This window comes from Verrucomicrobia bacterium S94, from assembly GCA_004299845.1.
GTDB lineage: Bacteria > Verrucomicrobiota > Kiritimatiellia > Kiritimatiellales > Pontiellaceae > Pontiella.
Window position 1 is genome coordinate 2138284 of sequence record CP036201.1, and the last position, 26426, is coordinate 2164709.

Genomic DNA, 26426 nt, shown 5'->3' on the forward strand with positions numbered 1-26426 from the left:
ATGACCCGTTCCGACGCCTGGCTGCTGCACAGCTCCAACGGTCTCGTCATCGTTACCGGGCTTGTTTATGCCTGGATGGCCTACGGCTGTGAATCTGACGATCCCTATGCCATCGTCGGACACCCCTGGCAGCCGCATATCCAGCATGCCCACATCTGGGTCACTCCTCTGCTGGTTCTCATGCTGGGCCATCTCTGGGCCCGGCATGCAGAACCCCACCTGAAGCGGAAAACCGGAAAACGGAAGAACAGCGGATTGAGCATGCTCTATTCGGCACTGCCCATGATTTTTTCAGGATATGCCATAATGACCGCTATCGAGCCGGTCTGGCGCAAAACCTGGATTATCGTCCACCTGATGGCCTCACTCATATGGATACTGGGTTACCTTGTTCATTTACTACAGAAAGTTCGCCCAGTCTCCCCCCTATCCCGAAACTGACGCACACACAGATGGCTTTTTACATTTAAGCCCTTGCACCTGATCGTCATAAAACCGTATCTTGCGTCGTTCCCAAGACAGAGTATGATACGAAACGCAACCATTCTGACAACACTCTGGCTGATCGCATCTACTGTATTAGCTGATACTGTGGAGCAGACCGTAAAAACCGCGCTCAAAGGCCTGCGGACAGCCGAATCCCCTATCCCCTATTCACGCACAATTAAAGCGCTCTATATCGGCTTCGATGAAAAAGGGAAACCGAAAACCGGTGTGGCTTTCCGCGAAATCGAATCCTTTAAAACCATCACCGGAGTAGTCATCGTCGATAAAACAGAAACCGGCTACATTCTGCGCGAAGCTGTTTTTCCAGACATTGAAAAAATAAAAAATGCCAAGGACCGTAAACAGGTCATGACCGTCCTCGAACAGTTCCGGAATGTTCCGTTCGATCCTCATGCTGAAAAATCGGCCGTTGATGCCTTGTCCGGTGCCACACGCTATGGGATTAAAACCTCCGGATATCTTAACTACCTTGCGCGCCATATTGCTCTGCAGCTGGAATCGCCGCCCGAATGGACCAAACCATAAGGATACATACGCTGTACCATTAAGATCGACTGGGAAAATCCTGTGGATTTCCAGACGCCGGAAACGCCCTTTCTACATCCGGAACAGATTTTCCTCGGCTTCGACGAAATCGCCCCTGATACAACCGGCTCCCCCCGCCCCTCTTAAGCGCCGTATTCATCGTATCCGCCCCGGTCTCAACCCTATGAACAAAAGCGGTCAGATCATCTGCTGCCTCATCATCGGAATCAGCAATGCCCTGATCCGGAAATTCACCTTTTATACCGAAGCCATCATTTACGTAGTCCCGATAGAAAACTGCTGCACCCCGAGACTTAATAAAACCGTCTTCCAACTGCGCGGTATGCAGCTGCAGAAACGCACCGGCAAACCGCCGTCCCTTGGCAAATAAAAAGCCCCGCTGAAAACGGGGCTTGAGACCGAAGCATCGCCGACTCTGCAACCTATGAAAGCAAAGCGTGCGACCTCTACATCGACTAATCTTCCAGCGATTCCAGATAACGCTCCGCTTCCAGTGCAGCGGCACAGCCGGTTCCGGCAGCAGTGATCGCCTGGCGATAAACCGCATCCGACACATCACCCGCCGCATATACACCCTCAAATTTGGTTTTCACACCATCTGCAATCAAATAACCCACTTCATCCTTTTCAAGCTGATCAAATGGTTCCGTATTCGGCTTATGACCAATGGCCGAGAAATATCCCGACGCCGGAATCTCTGTGATTTCATCCGTTTTGACATTGCGGATTTTCACGCCCGTCACTCCGGAATCATCGCCTACGATTTCTTCAACAACAGAATTCCACGCGATTTCAATTTTCTCATTCTTAACGGTGCGTTCAGCCATAATTTTCGAGGCTCGCAGTTCATCCCGACGATGCACCAGCGTCACTTTAGAAGCAAAACGGGTAAGAAAAGTTGCCTCTTCACAGGCCGTATCGCCGCCGCCAACCACTACTACCGGAACATCCTTATAGAAAGCGCCATCGCAGGTGGCGCATGCCGAAACGCCGCGTCCCATAAATTTCTGCTCCGACTCCAAACCGAGATATTTAGCCGTCGCACCCGTGGCAATAATCACAGATTTAGCCTCAATCGGATCGCCCGCCATCATTTCGAGTCTGTACGGCTTCTTCGAAAAATCTGCTTTAGCCACCGCATCATACTGCAGAAACTTTGCACCGAAGCGCTCTGCCTGCGCACGGAATTTATCCATCATTTCCGTACCATCGATTCCCTCCGGGAATCCCGGATAGTTTTCCACTTCTGTCGTCGTGGTCAACTGCCCACCCGGCTGCATACCTTCAATCACGAGCGGTTCAAGGTTCGCACGGGCGCAGTAAATCGCCGCAGTATAGCCCGCAGCTCCAGCGCCGATAATTACAACATTTTCCATATTGTTTCCTTCAGTTAAATACATTGGAGTTTATGGACGTTGAAACTACAGGAACGTTCAGCCTTAATCAAACGCGTTTACAACTGTTTACCCACCCCGCCCTTTCTTTTTCTTCCGAAAAGAATCCTCAGAATAATGCACGATATACGCTATATAATTTCATACATTATAATGTATGAAATTATTGATCCTTAACGGAGAATTAGGCAATGGTACGATTCATATATTTAAAAGTATGAATATTTAATATAACGCCGGACTCCACCCCGCCGGGAACCCGCTTTGTGCAGACTGCAATGTTCACGCTTTCACATAGGGAATACACTTTGATAGAAGTTGACTTCAGTGAAACTGCGGAAACTTCCAACATTGGAAAACGCTTAGGGTTGACTCATAGATCATAAAATACCAATACTCCGATCATTATTTAAGGAGAGCAGATAAAATGGATTTTGATGTTATTGTAATCGGTGCGGGCCCGGGAGGTTATCCGGCGGCTATTAAAGCGGCTCAACTGGGCGCAAAAACCGCAATCATTGAACGGGAATGGCTCGGCGGAACCTGCCTGAACTGCGGCTGTATCCCGACGAAAACCCTGATTGCCGGAGCAGAGGTTTATCAGAAGATTCTTCATGCGGAATCCTTCGGCATCAACGTCGGAAAACCGGAAATCGACTATTCCGCCATGAAAAAGCGGAAAGATGATGTCATTCAGACGCAGCAGAACGGCATCGCCTACCTCCTGAAATCGCACGGCATCACCCTTTTTGAAGGAACAGGCTCATTCAAAGACGCTAACACCATTGCGGTGAAAAAAGCCGACGGTTCAACGGAAACCATTACCGGTAAAAATATTATTATCGCCACCGGCTCCACGTCCACCGTTCCCGGCTTTATTCCGAAGCATGATCGGATTGTTGAGAGCCGCGCCTTTCTGGAACTGGAAGAACTTCCGGAAACCCTGCTTGTACTCGGCGGTGGCTACATCGGGTCCGAGCTGGCCTGTATGGCGGCAGGACTGGGCGTAAAAGTCACCATTGTTGAATTACTGCCCGATATTCTGATGCTGCTCGACAAAGATATCCGCAATGTCGTTAAAAAACATATGAAGAGCGAGCTCGGCATGACGCTCCTGACCGGCGATGCCATGCAGGATATCGTGGCCGCCGATGACAAGGTGACCGCAAAAGCGGGTGATAAAATTCTCGAAGCCGATATGCTGCTGGTATCCATTGGCCGCAGCCCGGTACTGGACGGTCTTAATATTGAAGCCGCCGGCGTGAATGTGAACGAACGCGGCTACGTCGAAGTCGACGAGCTCAGCCGCACCAACATTCCGAATATTTTCTGTATCGGCGATGTTTCCGGACGCATGCAGCTTGCCCATGCGGCTACCTCGCAGGCAATGTATGTCTGCGAATACATTCTGAAACAAGAAGAGAAAATCGAAGAAGTCGTCATTCCCGGCGTCATCTTCACCTCACCCGAAGTGGCGCTTGTCGGCCTCACGGAAGAAGAAGCCAAAAAACTTGGCCGAGCATACAACATCGGCAAATTCCATTTTAAACCACTCGGCAAAGCGCAGGCAGCAAACGAAACCGAAGGCTTTGTAAAAATTATCGCGGACAAGGAAAGCGATATTATTATCGGTGCTCAGTGTGCCGGCCCGCACGCCACGGACCTGATCAGCGAAATGGTCGTGGCCGTCCGCGAAGAAATTACAGCAGAAGAACTGGGCAATACGGTTCACGCCCACCCGACTTTCGCCGAAGTCTGGATGGAATGTGCGCATGCCCTGCACAAAAGCTGTGTACATGCTCCGCCAGCTCGCTGAAAAAAACGTCCAATCACAGGAAGCAAAAACGTCTTTTCCGAAAGGCGTTTTTCTTTTTGCAGAGATTGACCCGCGGAAACCAAACCGATACGTTCCGCGGCCTGTTATTGAAAAGTACGTGTTCATTCATGAAAAATAGTATTTTCAGCCTCATTCTCCTGTTCAGCGCAGCCCTGACCGGCTTTGCGCAGGATACCATTGTGCTGAATAACGGCGATGTATTGAGCGGCGAAATTCTTGAACAGACTGCCAGCCATGTGTATTTCAAATCGGCGGCCTTTGGCTCGATCAGCATTAATCCGCGCGATATTGCCGAAATCCGTTTCACTCAAGATCAGCTTGGCGAAATTACCGTCCCGAAAGACGCAATTGCCAAAAACGAGGCAAAGCCCCCCAATCTTCCTGCATCTAAAAAACCAGAAAAAGCTGCAGCAAAGCCGCCCCAAAAAGACACCTCCAAAAAGACAAAGAAGAAAAAACAATGGTCAGGCCAGGCAGGTCTGGCCATTGCTCTGCGAAACAAAACCACTTCCAATCTCAGTGGGGTCTATAAAGATGAAAAATATGAAACCTATCGACTTTACGGAAACCTGAACTGGAAAGGTGAGCGCAACTCCCTGCGCTGGGACTGGACCTACCGCTACAGTGAAGATGAATATAAAATCCGCGATGATTTCTTCAATATCACACAGAAATACAACCGCAGTTTCAAGAACAAGAATCTTTACGCCACAGCCAAAACACTCTATCAGCGCGACTACAACCGGCGTATCGAAAACGAATATCTACAGACTGCGGAACTGGGGATTAAATGGTTTGGCAAAGACTCACGGGTAAAACTCTCCACTTCTGCCGGCGGTGGCTACCACATCTACGACCGGCTCGATTCCAGCCGGAGCAACAAGACATCAGTCTCACTGCCGAAATTTATCTTTGATGAAAATTTCAGCTGGAAAATCCTGTCCGCTCAGGAATTGGAAATCATCCAGAAATACACCCACCTGGGCAATCTGGACGACTATCATCTCGTCTTTTCCTTCGGTGTTCAAAACAAACTGGTACGCGAACTGTTTTTGCGCGTGGAATACAAGATTGATAAGGACACCGAAGTTTTCTACGACGACAAGGGCTATTATGACAAAGCCCTACTGACCAGCCTGGTCTATAAGTTCTGAACCGGCCTGTTTTTATTTTTACCGAACACCGTATCGGACTGCAACTCCGCGCCCTCCGACTCACGCAGAAGCTCTGTTTGATGCTCCATTCCTTCCTCCGGAAGAAGTTCATAGTCCCCCGTACTGACCAACCGCACAGCAGTCGCCGCCAGTAGAACCGCAGTGTCATCTCGCCGCCAGGGTTTTCCGTAAACCAGAATCATATAACCAGGTTTTGCCAGCGTTTTCAGATAACTGATCCGAGTCGGCTTATCAACAGTCCATCCGGCCTTAAACCGCCCCCCGTTTTCAGCTGCCAGACGGTACGGTTTTCCGCCGCCGTAATTTCTCCAGTCAAAATCGTGGTAATCGATATCAAACGCCACCTGAATCGTACGCTCCGTTTCCTTAAACTCAATACCACGAATGACCCCCGCCCATGCCACTTCAGTTTCGAGATATGTCTGAAAATTGGTCTGAACATCAGCAAACGTCACAGACCGGTCAGCACGGACAAATGCTTTCTTTTCCCGGCTGCTATGCGGTTTGTACACTTTCGATCCCGTCGACGCGCAGCCAGCCAACATACCGGAAACAAGCAGGACAAAAATTCTCATAAATCACTCCAATGATAATACATACCCTTCCCCGAACACAATAAGTGTAAATAGTGGCATACTGCATAAAAGAATACCATGCTAATTAAAGAAGAATTCAAACTCCACACATCATTTTCTCTTTCTTTTTAGCCGGTCCTGTTCAGCAAGAAGGTGCCCGATAGGAATCCGTTTATGAGCACAACAGAAAAAGATGCCCGACGGGCGCAACTGAACCGACAGCTCCCTCCCCCCTCATAAAACCCCGAAAAAAAGCGGATCGAATTCAAAGCCCGTGCCAATTGACACCCCTGCCCTAACGCCCTATATTTACCGCCTTTTTACAGAGTATTCTTTCTACTTCAGAGGATGAGAAACGACATGAATGATTTGGATCGCCTGCGCCACTCCACAGCGCACGTTATGGCCGCAGCCGTCTGCCGCCTGTATGATAATGTGCAGCTCGACATCGGACCATCGACCGAGGACGGCTTCTATTACGACTTTGACCTGCCCGAACGCATCACCCCGGAAGACTTCGAACGCATTGAAGCCGAAATGCAGAAGATCATTGATGAAGATCATGAATTTGTCTGTAAAACCGTTTCCCGTGATGAAGCCAAAGAAATTCTGAAAGACCAGAAATACAAACTGGAGCGGCTGGCGGATATTCCCGAAGGTGAAGACATTACCTTCTACACCTGCGGCGAATTCATGGATCTTTGCGCCGGACCGCACGTGGAAAGCACCGGCAAACTGCGCGCCTTCAAAATCATGAATATTGCGGGCTCGTATTACCGCGGAAAAGAAACCAACCCGATGCTGCAACGCCTTTACGGCACCGCTTTCACTAATCCGAAGCAGCTGCGACTCTATCTGAAACAGATCGAGGAAGCCCAGAAGCGCGACCATCGAAAACTGGCCAAGGAACTCGACCTTTTCTCCATCTCTGAAAATGTCGGTCCGGGACTGGTGAACTGGCATCCGAAAGGCGGCCGCGTCCGTACCATCATCGAAGATTTCTGGCGCAAAGAGCATTATAAAAACGGTTATGACATCATTTTCACACCGCATGTCGGGAAAGCCAATCTATGGGAAACTTCGGGCCATCTCGACTTCTACCGCGAAGGCATGTTTTCCGCCATGGACGTGGACGGTCAGGAATATTTTGTCAAACCGATGAACTGCCCGTTCCATGTGGAAATCTATAAATCCGGACTCCGCTCCTATCGCGAACTGCCGCTGCGCTGGGCCGAACTCGGCACGGTTTACCGCTACGAAAAAGCCGGCACACTGCACGGTCTCTTCCGCGTCCGCGGCTTTACCCAGGACGATGCCCACATTTTCTGTACCGTTGAACAGATTGAAGACGAAGTGAAAGAAGTCATTCGGTTCTGCAACTTCATCTGGAAAACCTTCGGCTTCACCGAAGTAAAGGCCTATCTCTCCACCCGCCCGGAAAAAGCGGTCGGTGAAGAAGCCCGCTGGGATCAGGCCACCAAATCGCTCGAATCCGCCATTAAAGCAGAAGGCCTCCCCTACGAAATCGACGAAGGCGGCGGCGCGTTTTACGGCCCGAAAATCGACCTGAAAGTGAAGGATGCAATCGGCCGCGAGTGGCAGACCTCGACCATTCAGTTTGACTTCAACCTGCCGGAGCGTTTTGATCTTAAATACATCGGCGACGACGGTGAAGCGCACCGCCCCTATATGGTGCACCGGGCACTTTTCGGCTCAATCGAACGCTTCTTCGGCATTCTGACTGAACATTATGCCGGCGGATTCCCGGTCTGGCTCGCACCCGAACAGGTGCGTGTACTGCCGCTTTCCGACGAGCAGCTCGATTATGCCGACGACATTCTTTCCAAACTCCGGAATGCGGAAATCCGCGCTACGGTCGATACAAAGCAGGGCAAACTGAACGGAAAAGTAAAGAACGCTCAGCTGGACAAAGTCCCATATATGCTTATTATCGGAAAGCAGGAAATGGAAAACGGCGAGGTGTCCGTACGTCACCGCCTAAAAGGCATGAAAGGTGCTTGCACGCTCGACGATTTCATCGCCCAGCTCAAAAAAGAAGAGCTGGATAAAACAACAGTAGACATGGAGGTCTCAGATTAGCAGGCAAAACTTCAGAGGACGGCAGCAGCGCGAGCCGCAGGTGCGTATGAATCATCGTATTCGGGTACCTGAAATCCGCGTAATCGATCCGAACGGTGAACCGATAGGCATCATGAAAACAAGCGATGCCCTCAATCGTGCAAAACAATACGGTATCGACCTGGTCGAAATCACACCCAATGCCAAACCGCCCGTGTGCAAAATCATGGACTATGGCAAGTATAAGTATGATCAGGAAAAAAAGAAAAAAGAACAGAAGAAGCATCAGGTTCAGACCAAGCTCAAAGAAGTGAAGTTCCGTGTCAACGTAGGCGACCACGACTACGAGACCAAGATGCGCAATCTGCGCAAATTCATTGAACATGGCGACCGGGTCAAAATTTCGCTGATGTTCCGCGGCCGTGAAAATGCCCACCGCGAACTGGGTATGGAAGTGATGCAGCGGGTCATTCAGGACACTGTCGATATCACCACGGTTGATCAGGCACCCCGCATGCAGGGGCGTTTCATCAATGCGGTACTCGTTCCGAAAAAGAAACAGAAGTAAAAGACAGATACCATAAAACCCGATCCACGGAGCTGTTCCCTATGAAAGCGTATTCAAACCGGAACCCGTTGGTCGGTCAGCTGAAAAAGGCCATGCCGCTTGTTGCGGCATATGCCTTTTTTTTATGTCTGGCCGCCTACGCCCAGAACAACGAAGCATCAAACAGTGATGTCTATGGGTCCAATCTCGACCGAACCGCCCTGACCACGTTTAATGACGGCTCAACCGATCTGGATATTTTCAATCCCCTTACCACCTCGCTGACCCTGAATCATGAGGTATCGGGATATGTGAATATCAGCAACAGTTTCAACACGTTCAGCATCAGCACAACTGCCGGAGGTTTGTTAACCTCGTCCAATCACGTATCGCTCTCGGTTTTCGGCGGAACCGACCTAATTGTCAGCGGAGGCTCCTTCGGAGGAAGCTCAGTAAACGCGGCTTCCAATGAGTGGACCGGTGCCATCGGCGGGCGGCTTTCAAGTGTAAGTCATGCGGAAATTCAGGATGCCGTATTTACCGGACAATCTGTTGAAAACGGCGGCACGGTGTCCGGCGGCGGTCCTCCGCTTCCCGGCGAGGCCTCCGTTGCGAATGCGTCGGGCTCAACCGCACTCATCGTGGAAAACGGAACATATGCCTCTATTTCGGACGGCACACTGACCGGCGGTGCAGCCGGAAGTGCCAGCTCCATCGAAACCAACACCTGGGCTGTCGGAGGCCACGGTCTGGAAATTTACTCCTCGTCTGTTGTGCTCAGCAACACCACGGTATCCGGCGGGGCCGGCGGAAGCGCCGGGGCTTACGGGAACTATACGTCCTATGCCACAGGCGGCCACGCCGTGCTGGCCACCAACTCCACCCTCGTCATTCACAGCGGAACGTTCAATGCCGGAGCAGGCGGCTCGGTGAACGGAACTGACGATGCCGGCGGCTATGCATTGTACGCCCGCAATGGCTCATCCGTCACGAATTACGGCGGCACCTTTAATGCGGCCGATGACCTTCATTCCGCCGTGATTGAAAACAGCGATATGACCACCTATGGCGGCACCTATTCCGGCGAAGGCCTGCTCAGCATAACCACCGGATCCGGGCACAACGACCTGTACCTTCATGGCGGCAACTTCAACGGCCTCTCTTTTATTAACACCTCTAACGGTACGCAGTTTGTCAGCGTCAGTAATATTGCCGTATATGCCGATGTATACATGGAGGGAGGAACCGTTGAAGTGGAAAATTATGATGATACCGCCTTCCAGACACTGAAAATCGAAAGCGGCACCCTGACTTTTAATCAGGACTTTGTTCTCAGCGGAGACATCACGCTCAACACCACAGAAAGTACGGTGCATTTTTCCGGTCTCACCGTAACCAACGGCGGCACCTTGAATACCGGAACCGGATCCATCATAACCTCCGGGGATGCACGCTTTGCCACGGGCTCCGGCCTCAACCTCTCCATAATCACCAATCAGGCAGGAATGCTGCAGGCCGCCAGCGTCACCTTTGAAACCAATTCAAGCCTGACGGTAGACGCCAGCCTCGCCGGTCTCTCCTCCGGCGTCACAAACATCAGTATTATCAGCGGTGCGCTTTCCGGCTTTGACACCAATCTGATCAATGCCGAAATCATTGTTTCGGCAAATACGAATGCGGAAAGCCGGACCACCGCCGTATTTGATCCGTCAGGCTCCGGACTAAGCATCATTTTTGACACCCTCAAACTTTCCGACTACTGGAATGCCGCAGGTGATTTCGCCGTGCTGGCCAACGAACTGGAAAATCTGGCCCCCACCGAGATGAACGTCATTATTAATAATCTCGGCGTCAAACAATCGAGCGCACTGGTCGAAGAAACCTACTTCACCACCATGAACACCTTCCAGGTTGCCAAACAGGGCCTCGATGCCGCAATCGGTCTCTCTCTTTCGCGCGGAACCGAATTCCGCGACCAGCTTGCACTGCCGAAAGCGCCGAATGGCCTCCGGGGCCCAGGGGCCGAAACACCGAACGACTGGCGCTTCTGGATGAAATATTATGGCAACTTTTACTCACGGAGTCCTGATGGACTGAACCCGGAATATGATGCCACCATGCACGGTGGCTTAATCGGCATGGATAAAAGTTTCGGACGGCTACTCATCGGTCTGGCCGGCGGAATGGGCAATTATAAAATCGATGCCGAAAGCAGCGCCGAACAGACGATGAATGCTTTCCAGGGAACTGTGTATTCCACAATCGGTTTCGGGCATTCCTTCATCGATGCCGGACTGGCTTATGGATTCAACGATGTGGAATCCTCCACAGCCGATCCGCTCACGCTTGAAAGCGAGTTTGACTCCCATCTGTTCAGTGCCCATCTCGGCGGCGGTATCGGCTTTGAACTCCCGAGGGCCGGAACCGTCATTACGCCGGAAACCTCTATCCGCTACACCACCTACAAGCAGGACGGCTATACTGAAAGCGGAACGGCAGCGGCACCGCGCACGTTTGACTCCTTTGATTCCGACTCATTTGTCGGTTCGCTGGGTCTCAATGCAGCCATGCTGAATTCCACAGCCATGGAGACCTTTGCATTCAAAATCGAGGGCCGCGCCCACTGGCTTCGGGAATTCAATCCGGAACCCGGTGACCTCCATTATCAGCTTGTGGGCGGCGCGAACGATTATACCATCATTTATCCTTATCTTGATGAGGATACTATCCGCCTCGGAGTCGGGCTTACCTTTTTCAATACGGAAAAAGCATCCCGCAAAAACGTGTTGTTACGCCTCGATTTTGATGAACTGATCGGCGAAGACTTCAACTCACACAACCTTTCGGCCAAAGCCATCTTCGCATTCTGAACAGTCTGCCGGACAAGAAAAATCCCCGCCTGATTTCAGCCGGGGATTTTATGTCCACCCGTCGAAATATTCCGGAACGGAACTATTGCTCTTTCATCCGGGCTACGGATGCGGCGACAAAATCTTTGAACAGCGGATGCGGATCAACCGGTTGGGATTTCAACTCCGGATGCGCCTGCGTGGCAACATACCAAGGGTGATCGGCCAGTTCGATCATTTCCACCACACCGATATCCGGATTGATTCCCGAAAGAATCAGACCATTGGCTTCGAGCTGCTCACGATAGCGGTTATTGACTTCATAGCGGTGACGGTGACGCTCTGAAACCCGTTTTTTCCCGTACGCGGCAAAGGATTTAGACCCTTCTTTCAGATCGCACGGACAGGCTCCTAAACGCATGGTACCGCCCTTTTCCTGCACCTCGGTCTGCTCTTCCATCAGGCAAACCACCGGATGCGTGGTTTTCACACCGCGCTCCTCGTCAAACTCGGTCGTGTGCGCGTCCTCCAGCCCGCAGACATTCCGCGCAAATTCAATGACTGCACACTGAAGACCCAGGCAGATGCCAAGGAACGGAATTTTGTTTTCCCGGGCATACTGAGCCGCGCGGATTTTCCCTTCCATTCCGCGCGATCCGAAACCGCCCGGAATCAAGACACCGTCCACCGTATCCAGAACGGACGGATCATCTTCAATATCTTCCGCCGCCACTTTCACGGCATCCACTTTATACCCGGCCGCATAACCACCATGGTACAATGCTTCATAAATTGATTTATATGCATCCTGCAATTCCGAATACTTGCCGACCACACCGATACGAACCGTTCCTTTGGGATGACGGATCGTTTCGATCAGCTTTTCCCATTTAGTGAGCGGCCGCGACGGTTTTGCAATCCGGAAGCGGTTAAGAATAATTTCATCGAGACCGGCGCGCGACAACACCAGCGGAATTTCATAGATCGAGGTTTCAACATCTTTTTCAACGATCACGCAGTCTTTCGGCACATTGCAGAAGAGCGACAGTTTTTCGAGATGCTCCCGTTCCATATCGACTTCCGTCCGGCATACCAGCACGTCCGGCATAATCCCGATTTCACGCAGTTTGGCCACGCTCTGCTGAGTCGGTTTGGTTTTCACCTCTTTCGCCGCGGCAATATACGGGACATAGGTGAGATGAATAAACATGGAATTATCACGCCCAACCTCCAGGGCCAGCTGCCGGAGTGCTTCGAGAAAAATCAGACCTTCAATATCGCCCACCGTTCCGCCAAGCTCGCAGAGAATGACATCCGGGTTATCTTCTTCCAGCACTTTAATGCGTGCTTTGATCTCATTAGAGATATGCGGAATCATCTGAATCGTTCCGCCCAGATAATCGCCGCGCCGTTCTTTATGCAGCACATCCCAGTAAATACTGCCGGCGGTAATGTTGCTTTTCTGAGAGGTCGGCGCACCGGTGTAGCGTTCATAGTGCCCGAGATCAAGGTCGGTTTCCGCGCCATCGTCCGTCACATACACCTCACCATGCTGATACGGACTCATGGTGCCGGGGTCGACATTGAGGTAGGGGTCCATTTTGAGCATGCGGATTTTCAAACCGCGATTAATCAGAAGACGCCCTACGGAGGCGGCAGTGATGCCCTTGCCAAGCGAAGAAACCACGCCACCGGTGATAAAGAGGTATTTAGCCATTAAATTTGTCCCATATTTAAAGTGCTGGATCGTTCAAAAAAATACGGGAAAAGAATCTATCGCCTTTCCGCAACCGGCTCAAAGCCTAAAATCCAACTATCGGAAAAAAGACATCATCTTCCCAGGCCTGCAAACAGTGAAAATCACCAAACTTGTTTGTGTTTTGCCCCTTCCGCCTGTACATTGCGCGAATATTTTCCGGGGCAGTAAGCCCCGCGATTAACACGGAGTCTTATACTGATGAAATTTACCCGAACCACGGTCTTTCTATCCCTGATTTTTGCGGTCGCTTCCACCCAGGCTCAGCTTTATAAACTGAACGAATCGGGCGGCACGAATGCGGTCCTTTCCACGGAAGAGACCTACGCCCGGATCATTATCGGCCAGGATCGTGCGGACAATTCGCTGGAAATTACGACCGGGGGCCGCGCCAACGTCGATTCGCTGGTGGATATTGGACAGCAGGTAGGGGCAACCAACAGTCAACTGACCGTACACAACGGCGGGCTGCTGGTCGTCGGATCGGCCGACACCAACAACCTGCCCTCCAGCGGCATCGTGGTGGGCGACTCAACCGGAACCGGCGAACTGAAGGTCGGGTTCGACTCCAGCGTTGAAACCGACAATCTGATCGTGGGGGCCGGAGCAGGTGAAACCGGCACTGTCGTTGCCCGCAACGGCGGCGAGATCACCGTGCTGGACGACCTCACCATCGGCACAACCAACAATTCGGGAAATACAGTTACCATTGAGGATGAAAGTTCGCTGATCATTGCCGACACTCAGAACCTCAACATCAACAATATATCCGGGGCCACCGAAGATCTGAATGAACTGAATATCAACAGCGGAGGTGCTCTTCTTGTTCAGGGCGATGTTGATTCCACAGCCCTCTCTTCTGTTGAAAATGTCAATTTTGAATCCGGATCCACGCTGGGAGTCGGCGGCACACTTACCGCGAAGGACAATTCGATTAACAATAGTATCAATGTACTGATCGACAACGCTCTCTCCACCAATCATACCGCACAGTGGTACGCAGACTACATGGATATCGGCACTTCGACCAGTGACAACGCATTGATTCTCCGGAATGGAGCCATTGCCGTATCCACCAATGATGTCAATATCGGCACTGACAGCTCCGCTCAGAATAACACTCTTTCGGTTGAAGGAAGTAATTCCGTCTTCACGGCTCAGGACCGGGTTTTTGTAGGCATCAACGGCAGCAACAATAAACTCTCCGTCCTGGACGGCGCTGAAGCCGACATTACCAGCGACCTGATTATCGGGTCCTCGCTCTCTTCCGGAAACACTGTACAGGTCAGTGGCACCAACAGCATGTTTTCTGTCGGGGGCAATACATATGTCGGCAGAAGTGGTGGAAGTAACACGCTTGAACTGGAAGATGGTGCCGTTGCGGATTTTCAGGGTGTTGTTTATGTGGGAAACCAGAGCGCAAACAACCGTTTCACACTTTCCGGAGCCTCAGCCTCGGTGACCGGCGAATTTATTATCGGCAACGAAGACTCTGCATCGGGAACTACCGGATCGGTAAACCAGAATTCAACGCCGAATACCTCCGGCAATATGGCCTTGGTCGGAACAAACTCCACTCTTACTCTGAATAACGGCCTGGTTGTTGGCAAAGAAGGCAGCGGCAGTATTCTCAATATTAATGATGGGGGTATCGTCGATGTAACCGGAGATGCTGTCATCGGTGAAGCATCCGGCGATAACTATATTTATCTGCAGCGCGACTCCAATACACAGTTCAACGTCACCGGCGATCTGGTGGTAGGCGAATCAGAAGAAGGCTCCAACCGGTTTGCCGTATATGGCGGCACTGCGGACATTGGCGGTGATCTGCTGCTCGGAGCCAGCACCAACCAGCACGAAATCAAAAACTTTATTCATCTGGAAACCACAAATGCCGCACTCCTGGTCAGCGGATCGCTTCAGATCGGGGCATCAAACTCTTTGAATACGCTTGATATCGTTGACGGAGCAACCGCATCGGCCTCACAGCTTCTCGTCGGAGCTTATGCCGGAACATCGAACAATACGGTAACGGTTTCGGGCGAAAATGCTTCACTCGCCGTATCCGGGCTGGTTCAGATCGGCTCCACTAACAGTGGCGGAAACGGCATCCTGCTGGAGGATGGCGGCATCCTGGAGGTTGCGCAGGACAGGATCACGATTGGCTCAACCAATGATTACCTTACCGTGGCCGACGGCGGTATCCTTAAAACACTTGGCTGGGATTTTGATGCCCAGACGAACCTGGCTACCAACATTGTTTTCGAATCGGGGTCCACACTGCATATGATGGGCTCTCTTTACGGAACCAACATGGTTGAAGGCGGCCTTAACTTTATTCTTGATGGCGCTGGAGCAGATTGGGATACCGGAACCAATACGCTGTATGTCGGTTATGAAACCGGAAATAACATCCTCTCCCTGACCAACGGGGCCTCAGTCTCCACAGCATCCGATCTATATATCGGCTACGACTCTTCGGATAACAGCGTGAATGTAGGCGGAAGCGGCTCCATTCTTTCTGTCGGCAACAACCTGATTCTCGGAGCGGAAGTCAATGACTGGCAGCGTAACTACCTGAATGTGCTCGATGGCGGTCAGGTCAGCGTCGGCAACGACCTGTTTGTATACCGAGGATCGGAAATTACGATTGATCCGGATTCCACCATCCATGTGGACGGGAATTATATTCAGGACCAATACTCCACCCTCAGCATCGGTGTCAGCAGCAATCAGGCCTCTTCAGGAAATATCAATCTGGTCGTTGAAGATGATGCCCGGTTCACCAGTAGCTACGATCCGGACAATCACGACATCATCCGCGTTCTGGACTACGGCATCGGAGAGTCCAACACCGTGACGATTGTTAAAGCGGGAAGGCTGTATCTTGACGACAGCAAAACCTCCGGCGGCGCCATTGCCGGCAGCATTGCCACCAACGATCTCCTCGGCTTCAGTGTGAGCATCTCAAACGAAACGGATTACACCTACATTATCCTCTCCGACTTCATCCAGGAATCTATCGGCAGCGGGGGCAACCTGAAGGGTCAGCTGCTTAACATTTCCAATGAAATTGAAACCATGGCGGATAATGGAAATTCCAATGCGGTGGCCATGGTTGACACCATCCGGGCAAACTTTTCCACCGAAGCGGAAATTAAGAAAGTCTACAGCGATCTGTATGGCGAAAAGACCAGCTCGATTCCTGCGCACAATGTAATCAATCAGGGCGTTCAATCCGTGAACAATCACCTCTTCATGCGCGCAGATACCACCCGTGCCCGCTCCGGACAGGCCCCTTCCACAATACAACAACCTGAAGGTGTTTCCGGACCACACCGACCGGGACAGGAACTCCAGGGCTGGATTTCCGGCTTCGGTTCCTGGGCAGACAAGAGTTCCTCTGACGGTTTCAATGGATATGATTCCAGTCTCAGCGGTTTCATGATCGGTGCCGATATGTCGGTTGCTCCGAATGTCCTTATCGGACTGGCCGGCGGTAAGGGAAGTGCCGACATCGACAGTGATAACGGGGCTTCGGCGGACACAAAATCAATCTATGCCGCCCTCTATTCCTCCATCGGTACAGATGCCTGGTTCGGCGACTTCAGCCTGATTTATGCAAACAGCGATGTAGATCTTGATCAGGCCCTGGGTACCACGGCCGACTACAACGCCGATAACCTCGCCTTCTCCATCGGCGGCGGAAAAGAAATCGTCAGCCGTTATCTGATCTTCACCCCGCAGGCTTCGCTGCTCGGAAATATCTACTCGCAGGAATCCTATGAAGAAGATGCACCCTATACCGTCGGACGCGAAGTCGACAGCTTCAACGCATTTTACCTGCAGAGTGCGATCGGCGGAAGTGCATCTTTCTACATGGGTATGGGCAATATAACGTTCAAACCGGAAATTCGGCTGCATTGGCTGCATGAATGGTTGGCCGACGATGACGACCTCGACTACAAACTGGCCGGAGGGGCCAGCAACTACACCCTGCAACTCCAGGCGCCGGAGGAGGATATCTTCAAACTGGGCATCGGGTCATCGGCAAAAATCGGGGAGTTCCTCGAACTCCGAGCCGATCTGGATACCCGGTTCGGGAAGGACTACAGCGATTACACCCTGCTGGGCTCCCTTCGCTATCAGTTCTAAATATTTCCAGTGTCCGGAAACAGCAAAGGGATCGCAATTGCGATCCCTTTGCTATGTGAGCCGGAGCATCTGAACATCGCGCTTCTTATGCCGAAACCACTTCGTTCCGTTGCACCCCGACACCGTCAATCCCGATTTCCACGACATCCCCGCTTTTCAACAGCACCTGCGGATCCCGCGCAGAACCGATCCCGGAGGGAGTACCGGTGGAAATAATATCACCTGGATTCAACGTCATCCCCTGCGAAATAAATTCAATCAGAAACGGAACATCAAACATCATCTCACCGGTATTACCGCTTTGAAGCTCCTCGCCATTGCATCTCTGCCAGACCCTTAACGTTCCAAGATCCGGCACTTCGTCCGGCGTTACCAGAAAAGGACCCAGCGGAGCAAATGAGTCGAATCCCTTGCCGCGCATCCACTGTCCGCTTTTTTTCTGAACAATACGCTCGGTCACATCATTCATCAATGTATAGCCGGCCACATAATCCAGGGCATCAGCGGCAGAAACGTTATATGCTGTTTTTCCGATTACAACGGCCAGCTCGGCCTCTCCATCCATCACCCGGGCCCCGTCCGGAATCCGGACCGGATCATTCGGCCCGTTCAGCGCCGAGGTCACTTTGGAGAACAGAATCGGTTCTTCCGGAATCTCATGCCCGAACTCTTTAGCATGGTCGGCATAGTTGGCCCCCACACAGATTATCTTGGACGGCCGGGCAACCGGCGGACCGAGACGGACCCCTTCAGCGGAAACATATACAGCTCCAGGATCCTTCAAAAGCTGTTCCAGCTGACGTAAACCATAATGGTCGAAAAAATACTCATTAAAATCTTCGATATGGAAAGCCAGCGCCCTCACATCAAGAATGCGTCCGTCACCGATCCACACTCCAGGACGCTCTTCCCCTCTTTCACCAAACCGAACCAGCTTCATACGATCCTCCAATGTCTCGAACTCATCGTAACGGGATTGCAAACTTAGGCAATACCGATTAATTATAACCTTCATGTGCGGACGATTTACACAGACCAAAACACGTAAAGAAGTGCTCGAACAAATCGGTGAAATTGAACTGCCACCGCTTTTTCAGCGCCGTTACAATATAGCTCCGACCCAGCGCGTCACCGTTATCCGCCAACAGAATCCGGCCAAAGCTGAAGAAGCGGTCTGGGGCTTCGAAAATCCGCGCTCCACTTCCCCCGTTATTAATGCCCGATCAGAAACCCTCACAGAACGTCCGATGTTCAAATCCCTGCTTTTCACCCATCGCTGCCTCATTCCGGCCGATGGCTTTTATGAATGGAAAGACCGACAGCCCTACTACTTTCAGACCCTGAAAAAACAGCTTTTTGCTTTTGCCGGACTGTATAAAAGAGGACGGTGCGTCATCATCACCCGGGCGGCCGATCATAATATGCAGGGCATACACGATCGCATGCCCGTCATCCTTTCTCCGGAACAGTGGAAGGATTGGTTGCTGGTTCCACCTCCGGGGAAGCCGAAAAGCACCATCGTGCATATGGAGCTTCCTGAACACCCCGCACCGCTTTCGGCGCGTCCGGTTTCACTGCGGGTCAACAAAGTAATACATGATGACCCCGCCTGTCTGGATCCCGGAGAAGTACAAACATCCTTGTTTCCCGACGAGCCCTGATCTACTTTTAACCGTTATGGAGAACCCCCGATGAAAATTCTTGTACTGAATGGCCCTAATCTAAATCTGCTGGGAACACGCGAACCCGAAATTTACGGTTATGAAACACTCGCTGATATTGAAGCTGAAATGAGCAGTATTTTCCCGGAAGTGGAACTGGATTTCCGGCAATCCAATTCTGAAGCAGAGCTGATTACCTGGATCGGGGAATCCCGCGGAACATTCGACGGTATCATCATCAACCCCGCCGCGCTCACTCACACCAGTCTGGCTCTGTGCGATGCCCTCAAAGCGGTAGCCGATATTGTGCCGGCAGTAGAAATTCATTTGAGTAATACCCACACCCGTGAGGCAATCCGGCATAAAAGCCTGACCGCTCCGGCATGCATCGGTCAGATTATGGGATTTCAGGGGTTCGGATATACACTTGCATTGCGCGCATTGATCCACGCAATCAGCAGATAACGCCACTACCTGCGGGCCAACTTGCGGAAGGCCTCATCGAAAATCTGCAGATCCGGTATATTACGCTCCACCCGGCGAGACATGGCCTCCACATCCTGGACTGCTTTCAGCGCGGAACCCTGCGTATGCATTTTCATCTGGGCTTCCAGAATTTCCAGGTCCTGTTGATTGATCAGCTCCTGAGTACCCACTCCCGAAGTCAGCAGCAGCACATCACGCTGCCAGTCCAGCATCACGCGAAATACATCGGCCTGTACTTCTTTCAAACGCGCATTGGTCCGTGCCTCAAGAATCACCTTCAGTTTCGATTCATCCAGCGCTTCATCATCATGATCCAGCTCCTCCATCACCGCATCGGAAATGCCTTCTTTAACCCGGTCGAGCAACGCTTTAAGCAGACTTGCCAGACGCGCGGCCTCCAGACCGTTCGACGGCGGCATTGCATGCAGAATCGTCATTAGCGGTTCTCGCCAAACCTCATCCATTGCAGAAAAACCGCCTTCGGAAAGGACAATTTTCTGACAGCGGGAAATGATGGTCGGCAGCAGCGCTTCAGCCGAATCAGTAACAAGCAGCAGCAGCGTATTCGCGGGCGGTTCTTCAAGGGTTTTCAGCAGCGCATTTTCAGAACTTTCATTCATGCAGTCGGCAGAAAGAATCACACCGCTTTTCCATCCCCCTTCGAACGAAGTCTGCGTCATGCGCTGGATCAGACCGCGCACATCTTCGGCCAGAATCTGTCGCGATTTACTCATTGGTTCGATCCAAAGGGTATCGACATGACTATGAGCTTCAACCTGCCGGCAGCCGCTGCATGCATTACACGGTTTTTCAGCCCGCTCGCAATAGAGCAGCTTCAGAAACGATTCTGCGAACTGCAATGCATTTCCACGCGGAGAACCAACAATGACATATGCATGTGCCAGACGACCGGTTTCATACCCGTTTTTAATTCCGGCCCACGCCTCTGCATGCAGGTCCACCACATCCATTACAGTAAAGCTCCTTTCACAGCATTCCAGACCTCGGAAGCCACATCATCAATCAGCCGACCGGCATCAATCACGCGGAACCGATCAGGCTCCCGTTCTACCAACCGATGATATCCATCCCGTACGCGATAGTGAAAATCGCGAGCCTCGCGCTCAAAGCGGTCGTGCGTTTCATCAGAACCGGCATAGCGCTTTTCCAACCGCCGGAAGCCGGTTTCAATATCCAGATCCAGCAGAATGGTCAGGTCGGGTTTCCGATCATAAACAGCAAATGTATTAATGGAATCCAGCGTCGCGATATCCATTCCGCGGGCGAATCCCTGATAGGCTATTGTGGAATCAATGAAACGATCGCACACCACCCACTCTCCTTTTTCGAGAGCAGGAAGAATAATCCGCTTCATAAGCTGCGCACGGCTGGCCGTAAATAGAAGCAGTTCTGCCCGATCCGCCAGCGGCTCTCCGGCAGTATCATGCTGCAAGAGATTGCGGATCTGTTCACCGGTGGCGGTCCCACCGGGTTCCCGGCTGCAGGAAACAGAGATCCCCTGTTCCTCCAGCCTGTCCACCAGCAACTGAATCTGAGTCGACTTACCGCTTCCCTCAGGACCTTCGAACGTTATAAACCGGCCCGGCATCTTAAAGCTTCCGGAGTTTGGGCCCCTCGGGGGTGTCTTTCACGGTCCAGCCCAGCTCAGCCAGGCGGTCGCGGATACGGTCCGACTCCGACCAGTCCTTATCGGCTCGTGCCCGGGTTCGGGCTTCCAGCAATTCTTCAACTTCCGGCGGAACCTCTTCTTTCTGAGGGATAAGCAGGCCTAGCACTGAATCCAGCTCTTTCCAGAGGTTGGAAACCGCCAGAGCTTCTTTTCCGGACATCGGCTTTTCCGCCATCGCTTTATTGCCTGCATGCACGGTATCAAAAACGGCCGCCATTGCTCCGGAAATATTCATGTCATCATCCATCGCCTCAGTAAATTTCGCACGCGTCTCGCGGGCCCATTCCGGCAGATCTCCGGCCTTGGTTTCAGAACCGATGGATTCTGTTACGTTGGCGTAGAATTCATCAAGCCGCTTAAGTGCCGCCCGGTTTGCATCCAGCGATTTAAAGGCAAAGTTGAGCGACTGACGGTAGTGCGAAGAAAGTAACTCATAACGCACTTCCCGGCCGGTATACCCCATATCCAGAATTTCCCTCAGTGTGTAGAAATTGCCCAGCGATTTAGACATTTTCCGTCCGTCTACCACAAGGTAGCCGCAGTGCATCCAGTATTTGGAATACATTTTCCCGGTCGCCGCTTCCGATTGAGCGATTTCATCTTCGTGATGGGGAAAAATATTGTCTACCCCACCGGTATGAATATCGAAGCTCTCTCCCAGCAGTTTCATACTCATGGCAGAACATTCGATATGCCAGCCAGGTCGTCCTTTACCCCAGGGAGAATCCCAGACCACATCACCGTCTTCGGGAACATAGGCTTTCCATAACGCAAAGTCGGCCGCGTTATCTTTATCGTACTCATCCTGAGAGACACGCGCTCCGGACTGCATGCCTTCTCGGTCAAGATGCGCCAGTTTTCCGTATTCTTTGAATTTATCAATGCTGTAATAGACCGATCCATCATCCGACTGATAGGCATAGCCTTTTTCAAAGAGCGTCTCGATGATGGAAATCATTTCGGGAACATAATCCGTAGCCGCAGGATAGTGCTCAGCAGGTTCAATGTTCAGCTTTCTGAGATCTTCAAAAAAGGCATCAATGTAGGTTTTAGTATATTCTTTCAGCGGCACACCCTGCTCAATGGAGCAACGGATGGTTTTATCATCGACATCCGTGAGGTTCTGAACCTGAGTCACCTCAAATCCGCAGAACTTGATGTACCGACGGAGAAGATCCTCAAACATATAGGCACGGAAGTTTCCGATATGAGCATAGTTATATACCGTAGGTCCGCAGGTATACATACGGACATGTTTTCCATCGAGCGGAACCAGCTCCTCTTTATTCCGGCTCATCGTATTGTAAATCCTGAACGCCACTATTCCACTCCTCCCAATGCCATCCGAGGTGCATCTTTCCAAAGTTTTTCCAAATCGTAGAATTCACGTAGTTCCTGTTCAAAAATGTGCACCATAATGCCCTGATAATCCATAATCATCCAGCCGCTATCCGGAACACCTTCTTTGTGGAACCCTTTGAATCCTGCATTTTTAAACAGTTTCTGAAGGCCATCATACAACGCTTTCAGGTGTGGCTTGTTAGCACCGGTTGCAATGACAAAATAATCCGCAATATTGGCATGTTCACGCAAATCCAGCACAACGATGTTCTCCGCTTTCCGGTCATCCAGAAAAGCGGTTAACTCTGCTATAATTTCTAAGTCTGTCTTTTCCATTGTTCCTTTCAACCCTGATAAAGGCCATGCTCAAAAATATACATTTCCACCTCAGCAGGCACCAGATAGCGTATACCAAGACCTTCTGCCACGCGCATCCTGATCTCAGACGAGGAAATGTCTACCATATGGGATTCAAAAGTATTGGCAAGCACCCTCTGCCGTAACGGTTCGGCCAATCCGACCTTTTGCTCAATCGCTGTAAAATCATCTTCCCCGGGACGAAGAAAAGATGCGATTTCGCAACAGCTCATGATTTCATCAATACGGTACCAGTTATGCAGATCCACTAGGGTATCACTTCCAACAATAAAAAACAGTTCCGCTTCCGGAAGCTCATCCACTAATCTGTTTACCGTATCCACCGAATATGAAATTCCTCCACGACGTATCTCTATATCGGAAACACTGAAACGAAGGTCATTTTTCACAGCCAGCGTCAGCATCTTCAAGCGATGTTCGGCAGATGCCTGCTGGAGATGCGTTTTATGCGGCGGAATGGAGGCAGGAATGAAAATAACCTGATCAAGTTCCAGTTTTTCAACCGCATCCTGCGCAATGATCAGATGGCCGTTATGCACCGGATCAAAAGATCCGCCGAACAAACCGACACGACTCACCGGGGCCTGCTCATCCATGAGCGAACTCCCCTTTCAAGCTACCAGGGCTTCTGCGGAACTTTAATGACGTCTCCGGCTTCAATCTTCACATCCAACGACGGATTTTTTTCCAGATCTTTCATGTTAAACCGATAGACCTTTCCATGCCGCGTGATTGTTACCCGGCTTTCCCAGGCAAACGGTGTATATCCTCGAGCTCCCGCAATCGCCTGCAGCAGTGTTGTTCCGCTCGAAAGCGGAAACTGCCCCGGCTGATTAACTTCACCCTGAACATAAAAAACCTTGGCGGTCATCGTAACATTGACCGATACCGTCTTGTAAATTCCGCCTTCAATATACAATCGTTCAATTTTAGCCGCCAACTGTGAAGGACTCAGCCCCGCAGCCATAATCGGTTCCAGATGCAACAAATTGATTTCACCGTTTTCATCAATAGTTACTTCCAGCTGCTGCTGCTCAAGGATTCCGCTGAAACGAATGTAAAGCGGGTCGAGCGGTTTCAGAACCAGACCACCGAGTGTCACATCCGAACCCTGCTCACCCTGCTCAATTAACGGCTGGGAGGCTCCGGTTCCGGACGGATTGACAGGCTGAATAACACAACCCGTGAGTAGAACGGAAAAAAGAAAAACGGTTGAAAAAATAAACTTACGCATTGCTGTAATCCTCTGATCAAATATGCCGCGGTTTTTAAGAACCACTCTCATCCAGTACTTCACTCTGCGAACTATGGTAATAGTCCGAATAATATGAGTGATAATAGTAGTAATAATCATCACGCATTACATTAATATTGTTCAATACTGCCCCGACGACATTGACTCCAAGCGTTTCAATCATCGCTTTGGCTTTCACCAGCATGTCACGCGGATATTTACGGTACTGGACCACAATAATCGCGCCGTCGGTTTCCTTGGCAATGATCGATGAATCACTGATACCAACCAGCGGCGGCGTGTCAATCAGTACCACATCATACTTGGATTTCAGACTGGAAATCAGCTCACCGATACGTTTGGGATCCAGTACGCCAAGCGAAGTGCGCGGAAGGCGGCCGCTCGGAAGAAAATGCAGATTCGGAACGCTGGTCGCTTTTATCGCCTCCTCTACAGGTACGTCACGCAACAAAACATTCGTCAGACCAAACCGGTTTGAAACCCCCAGAATCGTATGCTGAACCGGACGTCTGAGGTCGGCATCAATCAGGAGAACTTTTTCACCTTGCTGTGCACACACAAATGCAAGATTGAAACAGGTGGTAGACTTACCCTCACCGGCTCCACTTGAAAGAACGGCAAATGCCCCCCGGTGAGATCCCCCTCGGAGAAAGCAAGGTTTGTTCGAAGCACACGATACGATTCAGCATGTTCACTGTCCGGACCTTCTTCAATGAGCGGACGTACCTTCTGCGGTATCAGACCGAGAACAGGAAGACCAAGGATGCGCTCTACATCATCCGCAGTTTTGATCGAGGTATCAAGATACTCGATAAAGTATGCGAGACCTACGCCGGCTCCCAGCCCCACAAAAATGCTCAACAGCACATTCATGAAAAGATTCGGGCTAACCTGGCGCCGATTCGGCTCAGCAACATCAATAATTTCTACAGGATTTCGGGGTACTTCGAGTGTAATAATTTCCTGCCGATGTTTGGCTTTCAGCTGATTATAAATAAACCGTTCTGTTTCGAGGTCAGCCAATGCATTACGAAAGGGGCGGTATTTTGCGCCCTGAGACTCAATGGTTTCCGTTCGGACGGATGCCAGAGCTTTATCCAGACTTTCAAATTTGTTCCGGGCAATAAGATACTCGGTTTCCAGACTTAACCGGAGGTTACTGAGATGAGTTTTCAGAGACTCTTCCAAACGAGCTTTCTGCAGACGGTATTTTTTCACTTCCGGATGATTTTCACCGTAATCCGCATCCAACGAACTCAGCTGAACATCAATATCCTGCAACTGCTGAATTGTGGTCATCACAAACTGATCAAATGTAATGCGTGCCGCACGCTTCATCAGATCATCATCCTTGAGATTATCCAGAATATCGAGCAGCCCTTTTTTCTCCAGCATCTGCTCCTGTGCAACCAGCCGATCGCCCTCCAGCTGCTGCATCCGAATATCCTCAACATCAATGCTGCCCTCTGCACCAACAACCGCAATATCCAGACTCTCGCGAATCTGCTGCACTTTTTCTTCGACCGCCTCAACCCTGCGCGCCTGTTCTTTCAATGCCTCATCAATTTTATCGATGGCACCGCGGGCGGTTTTGATTGCAAGATCCAGACGGGAGTCCCGGTATACTTCAGCCAGTTCATTGGCAATGTCAGCCGCTTCTTCAGGATCATCGCGTCGTACATTAATAACAATAAGCGTTGTGTCGCGCTGCTGAAACACATCAATACTGTTAGCCAGAATTTTATGAGCAACATCCCGGCTAAGCTTTTCTCCATCATTCCCCCATTCTTCCTGAAGATTGAGACGGTTGATCACTTCATAAAGAATGGGTTTCGAAGTCAGGATTTCAAACTGAGTGCGAAGAAAGTACGGGTTATATGAGGAATAATAGGACTGTTGAACAGCAAATGGATTAATTTCCGGTGCATCTTCTGATACAGAAATACGAACAGAAGATGCGTAAATACTGGGTAGCATCAGAGTATATACAGTACCGGTTAATACAACGAGAATCGCAACTGCCAGAACGATCTCTTTTCGTGACCGAATTACACGCCAATAGTCGAGAAAGTGAAGGGTACTCGACTGTTGCGCCGTCTCATTGTTCATAAACTGCTCTCCATTCAAAAAATCAAGATGGTGAAGGTAAACCTCACCACCTTGTCATTCAAATCAAATCTGAAGATAAGACGCGT

Annotated in this window: 23 protein-coding genes; 11 read left to right on the forward strand and 12 right to left on the reverse strand. The window is 50.9% G+C overall.

Going from position 1 to position 26426, the window contains the following annotated elements; translation table 11 throughout:
* From EGM51_09035 to EGM51_09045, 3 genes are all read left to right on the forward strand, one after another.
* Positions 1-441, forward strand: a complete 441-nt coding sequence (locus EGM51_09035; GenBank protein QBG47527.1) for a hypothetical protein — start codon at positions 1-3, stop codon at positions 439-441.
* A gap of 84 nt (positions 442-525) precedes the next feature.
* Positions 526-1032 carry a hypothetical protein gene (locus EGM51_09040; protein ID QBG47528.1) on the forward strand — a complete coding sequence of 169 codons (507 nt, stop codon included), beginning with the start codon at positions 526-528 and terminating at the stop codon, positions 1030-1032.
* 184 nt (positions 1033-1216) lie between these two features.
* Positions 1217-1423: a hypothetical protein gene (locus tag EGM51_09045; GenBank protein ID QBG47529.1), complete on the forward strand. Its 207-nt coding sequence runs from the start codon at positions 1217-1219 to the stop codon at positions 1421-1423.
* 85 nt (positions 1424-1508) lie between these two features.
* On the opposite strand, the gene trxB is transcribed toward EGM51_09045, so the two are convergent.
* Complete coding sequence (gene trxB, locus EGM51_09050; protein QBG47530.1) at positions 1509-2453, reverse strand: thioredoxin-disulfide reductase; 945 nt, start codon at positions 2451-2453, stop codon at positions 1509-1511.
* A gap of 421 nt (positions 2454-2874) precedes the next feature.
* Here trxB and lpdA point away from each other — a divergent pair, with 421 nt between their 5' ends.
* Positions 2875-4263, forward strand: a complete 1389-nt coding sequence (lpdA, locus tag EGM51_09055) for a dihydrolipoyl dehydrogenase (protein QBG47531.1) — start codon at positions 2875-2877, stop codon at positions 4261-4263.
* The gene (locus EGM51_09060) at positions 4212-5438 is read left to right on the forward strand and encodes a DUF481 domain-containing protein (GenBank protein ID QBG47532.1); all 1227 of its coding nucleotides are present in this window, start codon (positions 4212-4214) and stop codon (positions 5436-5438) included. Before lpdA ends, EGM51_09060 begins: the two co-directional genes overlap by 52 nt.
* Here the strand turns inward: EGM51_09060 and EGM51_09065 are convergent.
* A complete protein-coding gene (locus EGM51_09065) occupies positions 5426-6034 on the reverse strand; it encodes a hypothetical protein (protein QBG47533.1) in 609 nt (202 codons plus the stop codon). The two genes, EGM51_09060 and EGM51_09065, sit on opposite strands and share 13 nt — an antisense overlap.
* A 348-nt stretch (positions 6035-6382) precedes the next feature.
* On the opposite strand from EGM51_09065, the gene EGM51_09070 reads away from it, so the two are divergent.
* From EGM51_09070 to EGM51_09080, 3 genes are read left to right on the forward strand one after another with little or no spacing between them, the layout of a single operon-like run.
* Positions 6383-8134, forward strand: coding sequence for a threonine--tRNA ligase (locus EGM51_09070; GenBank protein ID QBG47534.1), 1752 nt, complete (start codon positions 6383-6385; stop codon positions 8132-8134).
* A 46-nt stretch (positions 8135-8180) separates the two neighbouring features.
* Entirely contained in the window at positions 8181-8681 is a 501-nt protein-coding gene (locus EGM51_09075) for a translation initiation factor IF-3 (GenBank protein QBG47535.1), read from the forward strand.
* Between the two features lie 41 nt (positions 8682-8722).
* Entirely contained in the window at positions 8723-11530 is a 2808-nt protein-coding gene (locus tag EGM51_09080; GenBank protein QBG47536.1) for an autotransporter domain-containing protein, read from the forward strand.
* 82 nt (positions 11531-11612) lie between these two features.
* On the opposite strand, the gene EGM51_09085 is transcribed toward EGM51_09080, so the two are convergent.
* Positions 11613-13226 (reverse strand): CTP synthase, encoded by a 1614-nt coding sequence (locus tag EGM51_09085; protein QBG47537.1) that lies wholly within the window; start codon positions 13224-13226, stop codon positions 11613-11615.
* Between the two features lie 240 nt (positions 13227-13466).
* Here EGM51_09085 and EGM51_09090 point away from each other — a divergent pair, with 240 nt between their 5' ends.
* Positions 13467-17420, forward strand: a complete 3954-nt coding sequence (locus EGM51_09090; GenBank protein ID QBG47538.1) for an autotransporter domain-containing protein — start codon at positions 13467-13469, stop codon at positions 17418-17420.
* Between the two features lie 85 nt (positions 17421-17505).
* Here the strand turns inward: EGM51_09090 and EGM51_09095 are convergent, their stop codons facing one another.
* Positions 17506-18360, reverse strand: a complete 855-nt coding sequence (locus tag EGM51_09095) for an FAA hydrolase family protein (GenBank protein QBG47539.1) — start codon at positions 18358-18360, stop codon at positions 17506-17508.
* Positions 18361-18433: 73 nt separating this feature from the next.
* Here EGM51_09095 and EGM51_09100 point away from each other — a divergent pair, with 73 nt between their 5' ends.
* A complete protein-coding gene (locus EGM51_09100) occupies positions 18434-19081 on the forward strand; it encodes an SOS response-associated peptidase (protein ID QBG47540.1) in 648 nt (215 codons plus the stop codon).
* A gap of 30 nt (positions 19082-19111) precedes the next feature.
* Positions 19112-19546, forward strand: a complete 435-nt coding sequence (gene aroQ / locus EGM51_09105; GenBank protein QBG47541.1) for a type II 3-dehydroquinate dehydratase — start codon at positions 19112-19114, stop codon at positions 19544-19546.
* A gap of 5 nt (positions 19547-19551) precedes the next feature.
* On the opposite strand, the gene EGM51_09110 is transcribed toward aroQ, so the two are convergent.
* The 8 genes from EGM51_09110 to EGM51_09145 are packed head-to-tail and all read right to left on the reverse strand — an operon-like array spanning position 19552 to position 26340.
* Positions 19552-20538, reverse strand: a complete 987-nt coding sequence (locus tag EGM51_09110) for a DNA polymerase III subunit delta' (protein ID QBG47542.1) — start codon at positions 20536-20538, stop codon at positions 19552-19554.
* The gene (locus tag EGM51_09115; GenBank protein ID QBG47543.1) at positions 20538-21176 is read right to left on the reverse strand and encodes a dTMP kinase; all 639 of its coding nucleotides are present in this window, start codon (positions 21174-21176) and stop codon (positions 20538-20540) included. The genes EGM51_09110 and EGM51_09115 overlap by 1 nt, the downstream gene beginning before the upstream one ends.
* A 1-nt stretch (position 21177) precedes the next feature.
* Positions 21178-22554, reverse strand: coding sequence for a cysteine--tRNA ligase (locus EGM51_09120; protein ID QBG47544.1), 1377 nt, complete (start codon positions 22552-22554; stop codon positions 21178-21180).
* A 23-nt stretch (positions 22555-22577) separates the two neighbouring features.
* Entirely contained in the window at positions 22578-22934 is a 357-nt protein-coding gene (gene rsfS, locus EGM51_09125) for a ribosome silencing factor (protein QBG47545.1), read from the reverse strand.
* Between the two features lie 8 nt (positions 22935-22942).
* On the reverse strand, positions 22943-23572 hold the full coding sequence (locus EGM51_09130; protein QBG47546.1) for a nicotinate-nucleotide adenylyltransferase: 630 nt from the start codon (positions 23570-23572) through the stop codon (positions 22943-22945).
* 20 nt (positions 23573-23592) lie between these two features.
* Complete coding sequence (locus tag EGM51_09135) at positions 23593-24330, reverse strand: hypothetical protein (protein QBG47547.1); 738 nt, start codon at positions 24328-24330, stop codon at positions 23593-23595.
* On the reverse strand, positions 24245-24913 hold the full coding sequence (locus EGM51_09140; GenBank protein ID QBG47548.1) for a tyrosine-protein kinase family protein: 669 nt from the start codon (positions 24911-24913) through the stop codon (positions 24245-24247). Before EGM51_09140 ends, EGM51_09135 begins: the two co-directional genes overlap by 86 nt.
* Positions 24757-26340, reverse strand: a complete 1584-nt coding sequence (locus EGM51_09145; protein ID QBG47549.1) for a hypothetical protein — start codon at positions 26338-26340, stop codon at positions 24757-24759. Before EGM51_09145 ends, EGM51_09140 begins: the two co-directional genes overlap by 157 nt.
* Positions 26341-26426 lie beyond the last annotated feature (86 nt).

Excerpts from the sequence above, each read along its gene's own strand:
- EGM51_09035 (QBG47527.1), top strand. The coding sequence starts at position 1 with ATGACCCGTTCCGACGCCTGGCTGCTGCACAGCTCCAACGGTCTCGTC.
- EGM51_09040 (QBG47528.1), top strand. The coding sequence starts at position 526 with ATGATACGAAACGCAACCATTCTGACAACACTCTGGCTGATCGCATCT.
- EGM51_09045 (QBG47529.1), top strand. The coding sequence starts at position 1,217 with ATGAACAAAAGCGGTCAGATCATCTGCTGCCTCATCATCGGAATCAGC.
- trxB (QBG47530.1), bottom strand. The coding sequence starts at position 2,453 with ATGTATTTAACTGAAGGAAACAATATGGAAAATGTTGTAATTATCGGC.
- lpdA (QBG47531.1), top strand. The coding sequence starts at position 2,875 with ATGGATTTTGATGTTATTGTAATCGGTGCGGGCCCGGGAGGTTATCCG.
- EGM51_09060 (QBG47532.1), top strand. The coding sequence starts at position 4,212 with ATGTGCGCATGCCCTGCACAAAAGCTGTGTACATGCTCCGCCAGCTCG.
- EGM51_09065 (QBG47533.1), bottom strand. The coding sequence starts at position 6,034 with ATGAGAATTTTTGTCCTGCTTGTTTCCGGTATGTTGGCTGGCTGCGCG.
- EGM51_09070 (QBG47534.1), top strand. The coding sequence starts at position 6,383 with ATGAGAAACGACATGAATGATTTGGATCGCCTGCGCCACTCCACAGCG.
- EGM51_09075 (QBG47535.1), top strand. The coding sequence starts at position 8,181 with ATGAATCATCGTATTCGGGTACCTGAAATCCGCGTAATCGATCCGAAC.
- EGM51_09080 (QBG47536.1), top strand. The coding sequence starts at position 8,723 with ATGAAAGCGTATTCAAACCGGAACCCGTTGGTCGGTCAGCTGAAAAAG.
- EGM51_09085 (QBG47537.1), bottom strand. The coding sequence starts at position 13,226 with ATGGCTAAATACCTCTTTATCACCGGTGGCGTGGTTTCTTCGCTTGGC.
- EGM51_09090 (QBG47538.1), top strand. The coding sequence starts at position 13,467 with ATGAAATTTACCCGAACCACGGTCTTTCTATCCCTGATTTTTGCGGTC.
- EGM51_09095 (QBG47539.1), bottom strand. The coding sequence starts at position 18,360 with ATGAAGCTGGTTCGGTTTGGTGAAAGAGGGGAAGAGCGTCCTGGAGTG.
- EGM51_09100 (QBG47540.1), top strand. The coding sequence starts at position 18,434 with ATGTGCGGACGATTTACACAGACCAAAACACGTAAAGAAGTGCTCGAA.
- aroQ (QBG47541.1), top strand. The coding sequence starts at position 19,112 with ATGAAAATTCTTGTACTGAATGGCCCTAATCTAAATCTGCTGGGAACA.
- EGM51_09110 (QBG47542.1), bottom strand. The coding sequence starts at position 20,538 with ATGGATGTGGTGGACCTGCATGCAGAGGCGTGGGCCGGAATTAAAAAC.
- EGM51_09115 (QBG47543.1), bottom strand. The coding sequence starts at position 21,176 with ATGCCGGGCCGGTTTATAACGTTCGAAGGTCCTGAGGGAAGCGGTAAG.
- EGM51_09120 (QBG47544.1), bottom strand. The coding sequence starts at position 22,554 with ATGAGCCGGAATAAAGAGGAGCTGGTTCCGCTCGATGGAAAACATGTC.
- rsfS (QBG47545.1), bottom strand. The coding sequence starts at position 22,934 with ATGGAAAAGACAGACTTAGAAATTATAGCAGAGTTAACCGCTTTTCTG.
- EGM51_09130 (QBG47546.1), bottom strand. The coding sequence starts at position 23,572 with ATGGATGAGCAGGCCCCGGTGAGTCGTGTCGGTTTGTTCGGCGGATCT.
- EGM51_09135 (QBG47547.1), bottom strand. The coding sequence starts at position 24,330 with ATGATTATTACTACTATTATCACTCATATTATTCGGACTATTACCATA.
- EGM51_09145 (QBG47549.1), bottom strand. The coding sequence starts at position 26,340 with ATGAACAATGAGACGGCGCAACAGTCGAGTACCCTTCACTTTCTCGAC.